This window comes from Flavobacterium psychrotolerans, from assembly GCF_003097635.1.
GTDB lineage: Bacteria > Bacteroidota > Bacteroidia > Flavobacteriales > Flavobacteriaceae > Flavobacterium > Flavobacterium psychrotolerans.
Genome location: NZ_QCZI01000012.1, coordinates 61860 through 75776, shown reverse-complemented (window position 1 = coordinate 75776; position 13917 = coordinate 61860). Strand labels below are relative to the sequence as shown.

General features: G+C 36.4%; 12 protein-coding genes. 8 read left to right on the top strand and 4 right to left on the bottom strand.

Annotated features, from left to right (window positions below; genetic code table 11):
* Window positions 1-66 precede the first annotated feature (66 nt).
* Together arsC and DB895_RS10320 are read left to right on the top strand one after the other, a co-directional pair.
* The gene (arsC, locus tag DB895_RS10325; RefSeq protein ID WP_116725286.1) at window positions 67-408 is read left to right on the top strand and encodes an arsenate reductase (glutaredoxin); all 342 of its coding nucleotides are present in this window, start codon (window positions 67-69) and stop codon (window positions 406-408) included.
* A gap of 93 nt (window positions 409-501) precedes the next feature.
* Window positions 502-2988 (top strand): TonB-dependent receptor domain-containing protein, encoded by a 2487-nt coding sequence (locus tag DB895_RS10320; protein ID WP_116725285.1) that lies wholly within the window; start codon window positions 502-504, stop codon window positions 2986-2988.
* Window positions 2989-3016: 28 nt separating this feature from the next.
* On the opposite strand, the gene DB895_RS10315 is transcribed toward DB895_RS10320, so the two are convergent.
* The 4 genes from DB895_RS10315 to DB895_RS10300 all read right to left on the bottom strand — a co-directional run bounded on the left by DB895_RS10315 (window position 3017) and on the right by DB895_RS10300 (window position 5779).
* The gene (locus tag DB895_RS10315; protein ID WP_116725284.1) at window positions 3017-3385 is read right to left on the bottom strand and encodes a VOC family protein; all 369 of its coding nucleotides are present in this window, start codon (window positions 3383-3385) and stop codon (window positions 3017-3019) included.
* 51 nt (window positions 3386-3436) lie between these two features.
* Window positions 3437-3868, bottom strand: coding sequence for a lysozyme inhibitor LprI family protein (locus DB895_RS10310; RefSeq protein ID WP_116725283.1), 432 nt, complete (start codon window positions 3866-3868; stop codon window positions 3437-3439).
* Window positions 3869-4153: 285 nt separating this feature from the next.
* Window positions 4154-5224: a tetratricopeptide repeat protein gene (locus tag DB895_RS10305; protein ID WP_116725282.1), complete on the bottom strand. Its 1071-nt coding sequence runs from the start codon at window positions 5222-5224 to the stop codon at window positions 4154-4156.
* Between the two features lie 69 nt (window positions 5225-5293).
* Window positions 5294-5779, bottom strand: a complete 486-nt coding sequence (locus DB895_RS10300; protein ID WP_262497404.1) for a transposase — start codon at window positions 5777-5779, stop codon at window positions 5294-5296.
* Window positions 5780-6004: 225 nt separating this feature from the next.
* Between DB895_RS10300 and nirB the strand changes: the two genes are divergently transcribed.
* The 6 genes from nirB to DB895_RS10270 all read left to right on the top strand — a co-directional run bounded on the left by nirB (window position 6005) and on the right by DB895_RS10270 (window position 13863).
* Window positions 6005-8512 carry a nitrite reductase large subunit NirB gene (gene nirB / locus DB895_RS10295; protein WP_116725280.1) on the top strand — a complete coding sequence of 836 codons (2508 nt, stop codon included), beginning with the start codon at window positions 6005-6007 and terminating at the stop codon, window positions 8510-8512.
* A gap of 122 nt (window positions 8513-8634) precedes the next feature.
* A complete protein-coding gene (nirD, locus tag DB895_RS10290) occupies window positions 8635-9012 on the top strand; it encodes a nitrite reductase small subunit NirD (RefSeq protein WP_116725279.1) in 378 nt (125 codons plus the stop codon).
* Window positions 9013-9041: 29 nt separating this feature from the next.
* The gene (locus DB895_RS10285; protein ID WP_116725278.1) at window positions 9042-9629 is read left to right on the top strand and encodes a DUF4202 domain-containing protein; all 588 of its coding nucleotides are present in this window, start codon (window positions 9042-9044) and stop codon (window positions 9627-9629) included.
* An 11-nt stretch (window positions 9630-9640) separates the two neighbouring features.
* On the top strand, window positions 9641-11449 hold the full coding sequence (locus tag DB895_RS10280) for a sensor histidine kinase (RefSeq protein ID WP_116725277.1): 1809 nt from the start codon (window positions 9641-9643) through the stop codon (window positions 11447-11449).
* Window positions 11450-11579: 130 nt separating this feature from the next.
* Window positions 11580-12239: a response regulator gene (locus DB895_RS10275; RefSeq protein ID WP_116725276.1), complete on the top strand. Its 660-nt coding sequence runs from the start codon at window positions 11580-11582 to the stop codon at window positions 12237-12239.
* A 142-nt stretch (window positions 12240-12381) separates the two neighbouring features.
* Entirely contained in the window at window positions 12382-13863 is a 1482-nt protein-coding gene (locus DB895_RS10270; RefSeq protein WP_116725275.1) for an MFS transporter, read from the top strand.
* The last annotated feature ends 54 nt before the right edge of the window (window positions 13864-13917 follow it).

The following is a 13917-nucleotide window of genomic DNA, read 5'->3' as shown; positions in this document are numbered from 1 at the left end:
AGGCCGAATTTAGTCTAATTTTTAAAATTAAAATCAATTCCTTTACAGAAATTTAAAACATAATTTATGATCCAAATCTTTCATAACTCCCGCTGTGGCAAATCTAGAGATTGTATTGCTTTTTTAGAACAATCGGGCAAAGAATTTGAAATTATTAAATACCTGGAAAATAGTCCCACTTTCAATGAATTGACTGAAATCATTCGGAAATTGAATATCCCTCCTTTAGCCTTAGTGCGGCAAAAAGAAAAAATTTGGATGGAAAAATTCAAAAATACCATAATGACTGATGAAGAAATTATTCAAGCGATGATTGAAAATCCAATTTTGATTGAAAGACCAATTGTCATTAGTGGAGAAAATGCAGTTATCGCAAGACCATTTGAAAAAGCAATTCCGCTAATTTAAGATTAAAAATCTTTCATTTAACAAAGCTTTGTGAGTTGATTTTTAAGTCAACACTTACTTTTGTGCTTTATTAGCACCGTAATCCCCCTATTCATGAAATTAATTCAACATTTATTGTCTGTATTGGCATTATTGGTTTCAATTGCCACTTTTTCGCAAAACAATCCAGAAAGAAAAAAAATAAAAATCACAGGTGCCATTACCGAAAAAATAAGTAAACAAGCTCTAGAATATGCCACAATAACGTTTGTAAACACTAAAAATCCCAAAGTGATTTTCGGTGGAATTACCAATGCTAAGGGCGAATTTGATGTAGAGGTTAATCCTGGAATTTATACCATAAAAGCCGAATTCATTTCCTTTAAACCCACCGAAATTAAAGAAAAAAAACTATTTGAAACTACAAACTTGGGCATCATTCTTTTAGACGAAGACGCCACCCAATTGAACCAAGTGGAGGTTCGCGCCGAAAAAAGCACCGTGGAGATTAAACTGGATAAAAAAGTCTATAATGTTGGGAAAGATATGATTGTAAAAGGAGGAACTGCAAGCGATGTTCTTGACAATGTACCCTCGGTAACAGTTGATGGAGACGGAAATGTGAGCCTTCGTGGCAATGAGAATGTCAAGATTTTAATTGACGGAAGACCCTCAAATGCCATAAATATTGCAGATGCCTTGCGAACCATTTCAGCCGACGCGCTGGATAAAGTGGAAGTAATTACAAACCCATCCTCAAGATATGACGCCGAAGGCGGAGCAGGAATTATCAATATCGTCCTTAAAAAAGGAAAAAATCAAGGGGTAAACGGAACCATTATTGCAACCTTGGGTGACCCTAAAAATTATGGTTTGGTTTCTAGCATCAACTACAAAACCGAAAATTTTAATCTTTTTGGATCCTTGGGATACAACGACAGTAAGGCTCCGGGGAAAACATTAACCGATTCAGACTATTTGAATCCCGATGGTTCCATCCAGAAAACAATCAACGAGAGAAGCACCCGCGAAAGAGGTCGAAAAGGATACAATTACAATTTTGGAATGGATTGGTTTTTAGACAAAACCCTGACTTGGACCAATGCATTAAGCTATAGAAAAAATGACGGTTCCAATCCAGACAATGTATTATTATACAATTATGAACCCAACAACATTTTTGTTCGTAACCGATTTAACAACCAATATACCAATACCAATGATGCGGAATACACTACCAATTTCACGAAAAAATTCAAAAAAGATGGTCATAAACTAACCGTAGACGCTTCATTTTCCAGAAATATTGATAACGACTCTTCAATCATTACCGATTTTGTAATTGGGCAAGAAAACAATGCCACCAAAGAATCGTCAAAAAACTTTCAAACCCAAAGTCGAAATTTAATCCAAACCGATTATGTGTTGCCTATAGGGAAAAATGGTCAGTTCGAGGCGGGTTACAAAGGAAATTTCAACGAATTATTGACTGATTACAACGTGGGGAATTTGGATCCTATGGGGAATTACACACCCAATCTCAACTATACCAACGTCTTCGATTACAAAGAAAAAATCAATGCCTTTTATACTCAATTTGGCTCTAAAATCAATTCGTTTTCCTATTTATTAGGCATGCGGTATGAAAATTCGAACATCGATATCAATTTATTGACCACGAATAATTTCACGAATAAAAAATACGACAGTTTTTTTCCAAGTGCTTTTTTGACCTACCAAATTAACGAAGAAAGCTCGCTATCCATCAATTACAGCCGAAGAATATCCAGACCCCGCAACCGATTTATCAATCCATTTTCCAATTATTCCAGCAATGTAAATATTTTTCAGGGAAATCCAGATATCAATCCTTCCTTTACGGATGCCATCGATTTTGGGTATATGACAAAATGGAAAAAAGTCACCTTATCCTCCTCTGCCTACTTCAACCAAACCAAGGATGTTTTTCAATTCATCCGACGACCAAACGGTGAAATCATAACTTCAATTGTAAATGGTGAAACCATAGAAACCCCGGTAATGCTATCTACTCCCATCAATTTATCAAATGAAAATCGCTTCGGTTTTGAATTCAACGTGAATTATTCGCCTTACAAATGGTGGCGATTGAACGGGAATTTCAACTTCTTTCAAAGTTCCATAACGGGCAATTACTCCTACACGCTTGCCAAGACGAATGAAATCGTGAATGAAAATTTTGACAATAAAGCTTTGGGGTGGTTCTCTAAGGTTTCATCAAAAGTAACCCTACCGCTCAAAATAGATTGGCAAACCAATGCCACTTATAATGCCCCTCAAAACAATGCACAAGGCAAAAGTCTGGGTGTTTTTAGCGCCAATTTGGCTTTCAGTAAAGATGTCCTAAAGGACAAAGCGACCGTGGCTCTAAATGTGAATGATGTTTTTAATTCCAGAAAACGAATTAACCAAACAAATTTGCCAACGTTGAATTCCTATTCTGAAATGCAACAACGCCAACGCCAAATAAACCTGTCATTCACTTACCGTTTCAATAAACTAAAAACGGAAAAAGACAAAACGCAAAAAAGAGATACCGAGAACGGCGGGGATGAATTTTAGTAAGAATTAATTCGAAATCTTATTGGGTTTATTTAGAACTAAATTCCCCAAAATGCCATAGAATTCCTGAAGGGTCAATTACAAAACATTCGCTTCCCCAGTCTAGCACTCGGGGAGGCATAAGTTTAACATTTTCATATTTGGAAGTAAGATTTAAGTCCAACAATTCGTTCCAAAACTGGTTCACGTCCTCGACTTCCATAAAAACCATGGTGTTGTCTATCCAATCTTTCACATACGCCTCTTGTAGATAAAAGCCGAAACCGTCCGTGCTGAAATAACTCATGTTAGAGGATAAAATGGCTTCCTGAAATCCAAGGTCCAAATAAAAATGACGCGATACTGTGTAGTCTTTAGCTCCTATGAAAGGCCGAATTGATTTTACTTTATGTTCCATTTTATCTATTAAATTTTCGTTTTTTCAAGGAGATTGTCTAATTTACAATAGTTATTTTCGATATATTTTATCCAATTCAATTATTCTATTTTTAACAAAGATTGCATTTTCATTTGTACAAATCATTTTGTAATCTTGAGATGAATTATCTCCGTCTAATTCTTCCGCGGTTTCTTTTTCCGTTTTCTTGAAATACTCAACTCTTTTTTTAAGCCAAACGATTTGCATTTTTTTTAATTTTTGCTGTTCCGTTTTATTTAATTTAAGCTTAATGCTTTTATAAGTAGTATTCAGCAAATTGTCCATTTTTGTATAAAATTCAAAAGTACAATTTGCCATATTGTTATTTACATTGTCTAAGCATTTTTGGTGCTCAATATCAAGTTTGTTTATAGTTTTAGCAATCTGTGAGAAACAAGTTAAACAATTGAAAAATGTAACTATAAAAATAATTTTTTTATTCATAACCAGTTTATTTTTCATTTTTTTTTAACTTCAATTCGTCTAAAAACCCTTCAGACGTTCTTACTTTTGTTTGATTCGCACGTAAATATAAAAGATTTAAACCCCAATAAAAGTCCTTTAATCAAATGACTTTTTGTCTGTTGCTAAAAATATGGATTCAATAATCCTCTTGGCAAATCCCTCTCTTAAACTTTACGATAACTCCATAGTGTTAACGGACTTGTAATCGGTTCCGTTCAACACGAGTTTTCTTTGTTCGTGCTACGCACGCAACGAAACTCTAGCCGTTATATGCCGTTTTTCTTAATATTGATTTTGATAAAATTTATGAGTTTCGTCCAAAATCAAATAATTATCATTTGACCATTTTCCAAATTTTGTCCAATTGTCACCATGTGTAACTTTCCACTTATCAAATTCAATAGTATCACCTTTTTGTAATAGCCAATAATTATATGCTTCAAGATGTCCGGCTTCTGAGACTTTTTTTAGATAGTCAAACAAAACGTTAGGATGTATCTCATTTCTCTTCATAAAAAAATATTCTTCAATAAATTTTTGTCTAATAGTATTTAATGAACTTAAATCAATTGTAGTAGTTTCAGGCGGAATAGCTAGAAGTAATGTTGATGCATAAGTCATGCAAAATGGAAATTGATTAGGTTGGTCAGCATACATTATCATTTTTGTACAAAAATCCACTTGAGATTTACCCCAACCAGTTATTTTTATTTGGCTTTTATATGTATCAAAAAGTAATTTACTTATTTCGACTGTTCTTCCTGTGTTCGATTCTAAGTTCATAAAAATTTCACCGTATATCATTCCCCAAATTTGTTCAGTTGATTTGAGATAATATAGTGCAGCACGATAATAATTTGAAGAAAAAGTTGGGTCGACTTCAATTCCTTTTTCAAAGTGAGGAATTGCTTTTTCCCCACTTACGCGGTCGTTATAAACATTTCCTTTTTCTAAGTACAAAACTCCAGCTTTTGGATTTAATTTTAATCCTAAATCATATATTTCAAATGCTTTTTTTGGGTTGTCAATAATATCATAAGCATTTCCCCACGTCTGGTATAGTGCAGCGCTTACTTTATTATACTTGTTTGTTTTTTCAAATTCTTTAATTGCTGATTCATAATTTTTAGCTAAATAATATGAATATGCAAATTCATATGAAAAAGTGTATTCTTCAGGATCAAGTTTTTGTGCTTCGAGCAACAACTTTCTACTATCTTCATATTGTCCTTTGTCCATTAGCTTAACAGCTTCTTTTGCTTTCGACCAAGCAATTTCTGAATTTGTTTGAGCGAAAGAAATATTGGTAATAATCAATAAAGAGAATAATATAATTTTGAAAGTTTTTGTCATGAATATCGGGTTTTTAAAATGGCATATAACGTCAGTTCGTCTAAAAACCTCTAGTGGAACTAATCTTTGTTAATCAGGAAGTAAATATAGTGGATTTAAGCCACAATAAAAGTTCCTTTTACAAAAAGACATATTGTTGGTTTCGAAAAACAAGGAGCCGCAAAAAGCTCTAAAAAAGGTTTTTATGATCCAAAAAAGTAAGGACAGTACTTTTAGATACCGTTTCAATTCATTTTGATCAATCAGGTTAAAAATCCGGTGCAGGTTGTAAGCTGTAAAAATCAATCCCACATAGGCCGAAGCGTGTTTTATGGTTCTTTTTGTCATGATATAATAAAAATCCCATTGCCGTTTGATGACGCCGTAAGGATGTTCTACAATGGCTTGTCTCCTGCGGTAAATTTCATAAATATTTTGGATTCTTACTTTGTTCTCGTGGATTAAATCGGCATGTTGGGAATGCTCTAGGAGTCTTCCTTTTTTGTTTTGGGTGCATTGGGAGAAAAATTCGCAAGCCAAACAAGCATTAGTTTTGTAATGCTTCATTTTGGTTATTGATTTTCTGTTGGTCTTGTTGTACTAATTGCCATTGATTATTAGGATGTGAATAAATGGACGCACGTATGAATCCAATATCAAACAACAAATAGGGATTACCGGCACAGCACTCATGATGACAAAATGCACTAATTATTAGGAACGGATAAAAAAAATCAATTTTAAGTACATTAATTAAGTATTAATACTTATATTTGCGTAGTAATACTTAATTTAGAAATCATGATTAGAGTAATAGTAGTCGGAAACGGCATGGTGGGATACAAGTTTTGCGAGAAATTCATCGCGAAATCAGGACAGGAACAATACCAGATTACTGTATTTGGTGAAGAGCCAAGACGTGCTTATGACCGCGTTCACTTGAGCGAATACTTTGCAGGGAAAAGCGCCGACGACTTGTCGTTATCTACCTCTAATTGGTATGAGGAAAATAATATTATCCTAAATACCTCTGAATTAGTTACGGACATCAACAGAGAACAAAAAACAATACATACACATTTAGAAAAAACGCATCCGTACGACTACTTAGTTTTGGCTACGGGTTCTTCGGCTTTTGTCCCTCCCATTGAGGGGGTAGAAAAAGAAGGCGTCTTTGTGTACCGTACCATAGAGGATCTGGATGCGATTATGGCCTATGCCAAAAAGATAAAACAAAATGGGTCAACGGAAGCTGCCGTTCTGGGTGGCGGATTGTTGGGACTAGAAGCCGCAAAAGCGGTATATGATTTAGGATTGAATCCGCACGTGGTGGAATTTGCACCACGATTGATGCCGAGACAACTGGACAAAGGTGCCAGTGACATGCTTCAGGCAAAAATTGAAGAGCTCAACATTGGTATCCACCTCAACAAAGCAACTCAATATATAGATGGCGAAAACCACATCACGGGAATGATGTTTGCCGAAAATGAATTACTGAAAGTGGACATGCTGGTGATTTCTGCGGGGATTAAACCACGCGACGAACTGGGCAGAGTTTCAGGACTGGAAGTGGGCGTTAGAGGCGGCATTGTGGTGAACAACCAAATGCAAACTTCCGATCCTTATATTTATGCCATAGGAGAAGTAGCTCTTTACAGCGGAATGATTTACGGTCTTGTGGCTCCCGGTTATGAAATGGCCGATGTCGCTGCCGAGCAAATCTTGAAAGGCACGAAAACGATGCGGGAAACCATAGACATGTCCACACAATTAAAATTAATTGGAGTTGAAGTGGCTAGTTTTGGGGACCCTTTTATTGAAAACGAGAATGTAACCGCCATTGTTTATGAAAATAAATTCAGCGGAATTTACAAAAGAATCAATGTTACCAAAGACGGGAAAACCCTTTTGGGCGGAATTTTAGTGGGAGATTCCAGTGACTATAATGGGTTGTTCCAAATTTACAGCAACGCTTTAGCGTTACCAATAAATCCGGAAGATTTGATTTTGGGTTCTCGTGGTGGCGAAGGATCTACGCTAGGTAGCGCAGCCGATTTGCCGGATACCGCCGTAATTTGTTCCTGCGAAAACGTGACCAAAGGTGCCATTTGTTGTTCGCTTATTGACGGAACTTCATCTACTTTTGCCGATGTGGTAAAACTGACTAAAGCAACTTCGGGTTGTGGCGGTTGCAAACCAATGGTAGTAGATATCGTAAAAGCCACTCAGAAATCGCTTGGAAAAGAAATAAAAGACACCATTTGTGAGCACTTTCAATACACCAGACAAGAATTATTTGACATTGTAAAAATTAATAAATACACCAACTATTACGAAGTGATTGATCATCATGGTAGTGGTGATGGTTGCGAAGTTTGCAAACCCATAGTGGCTTCCATATTCTCCAGTATCTATAATGACACTGCCAATAAACATGTTACGACCCAAGATACGAATGACCGATTCTTGGCTAATATTCAACGAAATGGAACCTATTCGGTAGTACCAAGAGTGGCCGGTGGTGAAATTACTGCCGAAAAACTGATTGTGATAGGAGAAGTTGCCAAACAATTTGATTTGTACACTAAAATTACTGGAGCGCAACGTGTCGATTTATTTGGAGCACACTTGAGTGATTTGCCTAAAATATGGAAAATATTGATTGATAATGGTTTTGAAAGCGGACACGCTTACGGAAAATCGTTACGGGCTGTAAAAAGTTGTGTGGGGAATGCTTGGTGTCGTTACGGAATGGACGATAGCGCCGGTTTTGCCATCGAATTGGAAGATAGATACAAAGGAATTCGTGCTCCCCATAAAATAAAAGGGGGCGTATCTGCCTGTATTCGAGAATGCGCTGAGGCAAGAGGAAAAGATTTCGGTTTAATCGCTGTTGAAGGGGGGTGGAATCTTTACATCTGCGGTAACGGCGGTGCCAATCCGAAACACGCTGTTTTATTGGCAGAACAAATAGATAAAGCAACCGTTATAAAATATTTAGATCGTTTTTTAATGTATTATATCCGTACTGCGGGACCGTTAGTACGTACGGCAACTTGGCTTGACAAACTGGAAGGCGGAATGGATTATTTAAAAGAAGTGATCATCTTTGACCGTTTAGGGATATGTGAAACCTTAGAAACCGAAATGGAATCTTTGGTAGGTACTTTCGAATGTGAATGGAAACAAGTACTTGAAAAACCAAGATTGATGAAACGTTTCAGCCACTTCGTGAATTCAGATGAGAAAGATGACAATATTGAATTTGTTCCGTTAAGGGATCAAAAAATGCCTAAACCTTGGTAATCAGCCGTTTTTTTTAAATAAAACAACTACTATACTATATTCACAACTCATTAACTATTTTCAACTGCTGATTCCTCTCTTTGGAGAGGGATTAGGAGTGAAAAAATTAAAAGATTATTCAAATGGAAAATATTCTAAATCAATACGAAACCGTAAACTTAAGTGATGTAAAAACGTGGTTCAAAGCCGGAAATATAAAAGACTTCCCTAGTAATCGTGGAGGGTGCATCAAATATAAAAACAAGCAAATTGCGATTTTTAACTTCGAAAGAAGAAATGAATGGTATGCTTGCCAAAATGCTTGTCCCCATAAAATGGAAATGGTGCTCTCAAGAGGCATGACAGGTTCTGTAGATGATGTGCCTAAAATTGCCTGTCCTATGCACAAAAAGACCTTTTCTCTTGTGGATGGAACGAATTTAAATGGTGATGATTTGAAAATTGCCACCTATCCCGTGAAAATTTTGGATGACGAAGTATTTATTGGCTTTTTGGAATAAATATGTATCTTTGAAAATATCCTTTTCAAATGACAATGACATCTTTTCAAAACGCCAGTGCATGGATTGACGCAGAAAATGCGCAAGATCCAAACCTAGAAACAGACCAATCTATTTCTTATCCAAAGGAATTATTGTATTCCAACAGAATGTACGCAAAGCTTATGGATTTTCATCCAAATGCCTCCGAAGCCGTACAGATTGCCTCCAAAGCGCAGCACATTTGCCGATGGAAAATAGCTCGGGAATCCTACCCCATGGATCGTGTAGGCTATTTAAAATGGCGCGAAGATTTGAAAAAATTTCATGCCAAAACTACTGCTGCCATCCTAGAAAAAGCAGGCTATGATGAGGCTTTCATTGCCCGAGTTTCTTTTTTAGTCGAAAAAAAACTACTCAAAAAAGACGAAGAGACACAACTCTTAGAAGATGTGATCTGCTTAGTGTTCTTGGAATTTTATTTTGACCCATTCGTTCATAAACACGATCGTGAAAAAATGAAAACTATCATTGAGAAAACCTGGAATAAAATGTCTGACAAAGGCCATCAGGAAGCCTTAAAAATAAGCTTTAGCCCCGAAAATTTTCAATTGATTAAAGAGGCACTGGGTTTATAATTCGATAAACGATGAAGAACAGTACTAAAGAGTCTGTCGATACCATTTCATTCAAAAATTTACGACGACTGTATCTTTTTGCGCTCTTGACCATTGCCGTAGCGGTAATATTGAGCCAACTGTTGATACAATACAATCTCAAAAGACAGTTGAGCGATTCCCGAATCATAAATATTTCGGGAAAACAAAGAATGCTGAGTCAAAAGCTTGTGAAAGAAATTTTGATTTTAAATTTCTTGACGGATACCACCCAGAAAAAACAAGGAATCTATCGCATCAACGAAACCGCCCAACTTTGGAAATTCACCCACTATGCCTTGGTAAACGGGAACGACAGCCTTGGTTTTCCAAAAGAAAAAAGCAATCTACTTGCCCGACTATATGTTGCTGTAAAGCCTAATTTTGAAAAAATTATTGGCTCCACCACTCTTTTTCTAGAGAACATCAAACAGCATCGAAATCAAAAAGAGAATCAAAAATTGGTTCAAACGATTTTGGACAACCAAGTGGTTTTCCTTTCTAAAATGAACGAAATTGTTGACGAGTATGACAAGGAAGCCCTAGAAAAAGTAACCTTGCAAAGCAAAACCGAATATGCAATTTTAGCATTCACCTTACTCGTTTTGTTGTTGGAATTCCTGTTCATTTTTAAACCTACGAACCATAAAGTAGAAAAATTGATTTCTAAACTTTTGTTCTCCGAAAAGAAGGCATTAAAACTAGCACACGACACCGAAATTCTGAGCGAAATAAAGGAAAATTCCGTCAAAGAACTTAAGTCACTCAATTACGCCATGGAAAACACCTTGCTCTATTGCCGTGTAGCCCCAAATGGTTCCATCATTCATATTGGCGAAAAATTCTCGAAACTGCTTCAGTACAACGCTTTTGTGTCTGATAAAATTTTCTCGCATGCCCTGACTCCAATTGAAAAAGAACAACAAATTATTGACAGAATCCTTCTTGAGAAACAACGTACGGGATGGCAAGGAGAAATCAATATTACCAATAGAAACGAGCAATCCATTTGGCTAGATTTGTCGATGGTACCGGTAACCATAAAAAAAGAGGAATCCGAGTTACTCATTATCTGTTTTGACATTACGGAACGGAAAAATGCCCAGGAGGAAGTCGAACGACTCAATACCGAAAACATCACCGATAAAATAAATCAGCAAAAAGTCATATCGAGTAAAATTGTCGAAAATCAGGAAAAAGAACAAAATAGGATTGCCAGAGAAATCCATGATGGCATAGGTCAAATGCTTACCGGACTAAAATTCAGTTTGGAGAGCATTAATCTGGAAGACAAAGAAAAATCTGCCCTGAAAATTGACTACTTGAGAAAACTTTCCTTAGACATTATCAAAGGTGTCCGCACTGCCACTTTCAACCTGATGCCTCCAGAATTAAGCGATCACGGCATCAATTCTGCACTTGCCAAATTGACCCAAGAATTATCCAAGCTTACGGGCAAAAATATTCTTTTTTACAATAAGACTAACTTCGATCAGCGTTTGGATTCATTAATTGAAGTCAACATCTATCGACTGACCCAAGAAGCGATCAATAATGCCATAAAATATGCTGATTCTTCCCATATTATCGTACAATTGTCGCATAGCAATAATCTTTTAAGCATTACCGTAGACGATAATGGCAAAGGCTTTGATGTCATTGCGTCAGAAAAAATGAGAAACAGCGAATCCGGAATGGGCTTGCTTTTCATGAAAGAAAGGATTCAATACATTAACGGACGCGTGTTTTTTAATTCTATACCCAACGAAGGAACACGCATTACTTTCAATATTCCTATTTAAAAAAGTATGAAAGGATAGAACTACTTTGCTATTTTCTTTTCTCAATTTTCTTTTTCTTTTTTTAATACGTATCTTAGCCGTTCTTTTTAGATGAATATACGTAAAAAATGAATTCAAAATTAAGTAAGTTATGAGTGATACTATTCGAGTAGTTCTGGCAGATGATCATGTATTTGTGAGAGATGGCATAAAATCATTATTAGAAAACGAAGCAAACATTGTCGTGGTTGGAGAAGCCACCGATGGATTGGAAGCCCTAACTATTGTAGATCAATTACACCCCGACTTACTGATTTTAGATATTAGAATGCCCAATTTGACTGGCATTGAAGTGGTTGAAAAATTAAGAAGCCAAAATAATTTGGTTAAAATTGTTATGCTTTCCATGCATGAATCCGAAGAATATGTTTTGAAGTCAATTAAAGCGGGTGCCGACGGCTACTTGTTGAAAGGTTCCAGTAAAGAAGAATTCCTTAAAGCACTTCACACGGTTGCAAATGGCGGAAAATATTTTAGTGGCGATATTTCTTCCATATTGATTGGACAACTAACCCATCCAACACTACCTTTAGAATCGAAACACTCTTTAGAGGAAGAACTGTTAATCACCAAAAGAGAAAAAGAAATCCTCAAACTTCTGTTATCGGGAAAAGGAAACAAGGAAATTGCGGAAGCTTTAGACATCAGCAAACGAACCGCAGAAGTTCATCGTTTTAATTTGATGAAAAAATTAAAAGTCAAAAACCTTATGGAACTTTCTAATAAAGCCAATGAATTTTCTTTGCTGTAACTTTATTTATTCAGCAAATATTTAAATATACGTATATGTACATTAAAATTAAGTATAAATACTTAATTATTATTTAAAAACTGCGAAAACGCAGGTTTATCCTCCACATAACTACTTATTTTTGTGTAAAAATATAAGTATTATGAAAAACCCAAATTCTTTATCCCAATCGCACGGAATTTTATTTTTAAACACACTTGCCTTTACCGTTTGTTTCGCTTGTTGGACATTAAATGGCGTATTGGTCACCTTTTTGGTAGACAATGGCATTTTTCACTGGAGCGTTGTACAAGTAGGCTGGCTTTTAGGTATACCCATTTTAACGGGTTCCATCATGCGATTACCAATCGGCATTTTAACTGACAAATTTGGCGGAAAATACGTATTTTCAACGTTGCTCCTCCTCTGTTCCATCCCTTTGTTTCTGCTTCCATTAGCTAACAGCTTTTTCCTATTCGCCGTGCTGAGCTTTTTATTCGGAATGGTAGGAACTAGTTTCGCCGTTGGTATTGGCTATACCTCCATTTGGTATCCAAAAGAATGGCAAGGAAGGGCATTGGGCATTTTCGGAATGGGAAATGCTGGTGCGGCCATTACCACTTTTATGGCTCCTTCATTACTGAATCATTTCTCTATAGCTGATCCGCAAAATGGCTGGAAAATATTGCCTATTATATATGGTTGCGCCTTAATTGTTATTGGTGTTGCGTTCTTAATTTTTGCCAAAAACAAAAAAATAGAAAACCAATCCAAAACTGTTTCCCAAATGTTAGGCTCATTAAAAAGCGTGAGAGTATGGCGATTTGGGGCGTATTATTTCTTGGTTTTCGGATGTTTTGTTGCCTATTCGCAATGGCTCTTGCCCAATTTCATGAACGTGTACCAAACCAGTCTGGTTATGGGCGGGTTGTTTGCCACCATGTTCAGTTTGCCTTCCGGAGTGATTCGTGCTTTTGGAGGGTATTTGTCGGACAAATTCGGAGCCCGAAAAGTGATGTATTGGGTTTTGTCATCTTCAGTTGTATTAAGTGCCTTGCTCATGGTTCCTAAAATGGATGTCACCACTACCGGACCTGGCGTGTTAGCCACTAAAAAAGGAACAATTACTACGGTTTCTAATACCAACGTAAAAATTGACGATAAGGATTTCCCAATTGTTCAAATGAATGAAAGCCCTCAGGAAAGTTCCATTTTTCCAATACGAACTTCTTGGCAAAAAGTGGTAGTAACCCAAAATCAAGAAGTTAAGAAAAAAGAATTGGTGGCCAAGGGAATTACCCATATTCATTTTGACGCCAACATGTGGGTGTACTTAGTTTTGGTGATTCTGATTGGAATTTCTTGGGGAATAGGAAAAGCGGCCGTTTACAAACACATCCCAGAATATTTCCCTACAGAAGTGGGCGTTGTGGGCGGAATGGTAGGAATGATTGGCGGATTGGGTGGTTTTTTCGGCCCCATTATCTTTAGTTATTTACTGACCGCAACTGGTATTTGGTCCAGTTCTTGGATCTTTATATTGCTGTTTTCTGCCATTTGTTTGATTTGGATGCATATTACGGTGACTAAAATCATGAACGAAAAAGAACCTAGCCTGTCTAGGGAAATGGACAGAAAAAAATAATTCCAATCAAAAAATAGGTTCTATAAAAAGGCTTTTGAATGCGTTCAAAAGCCT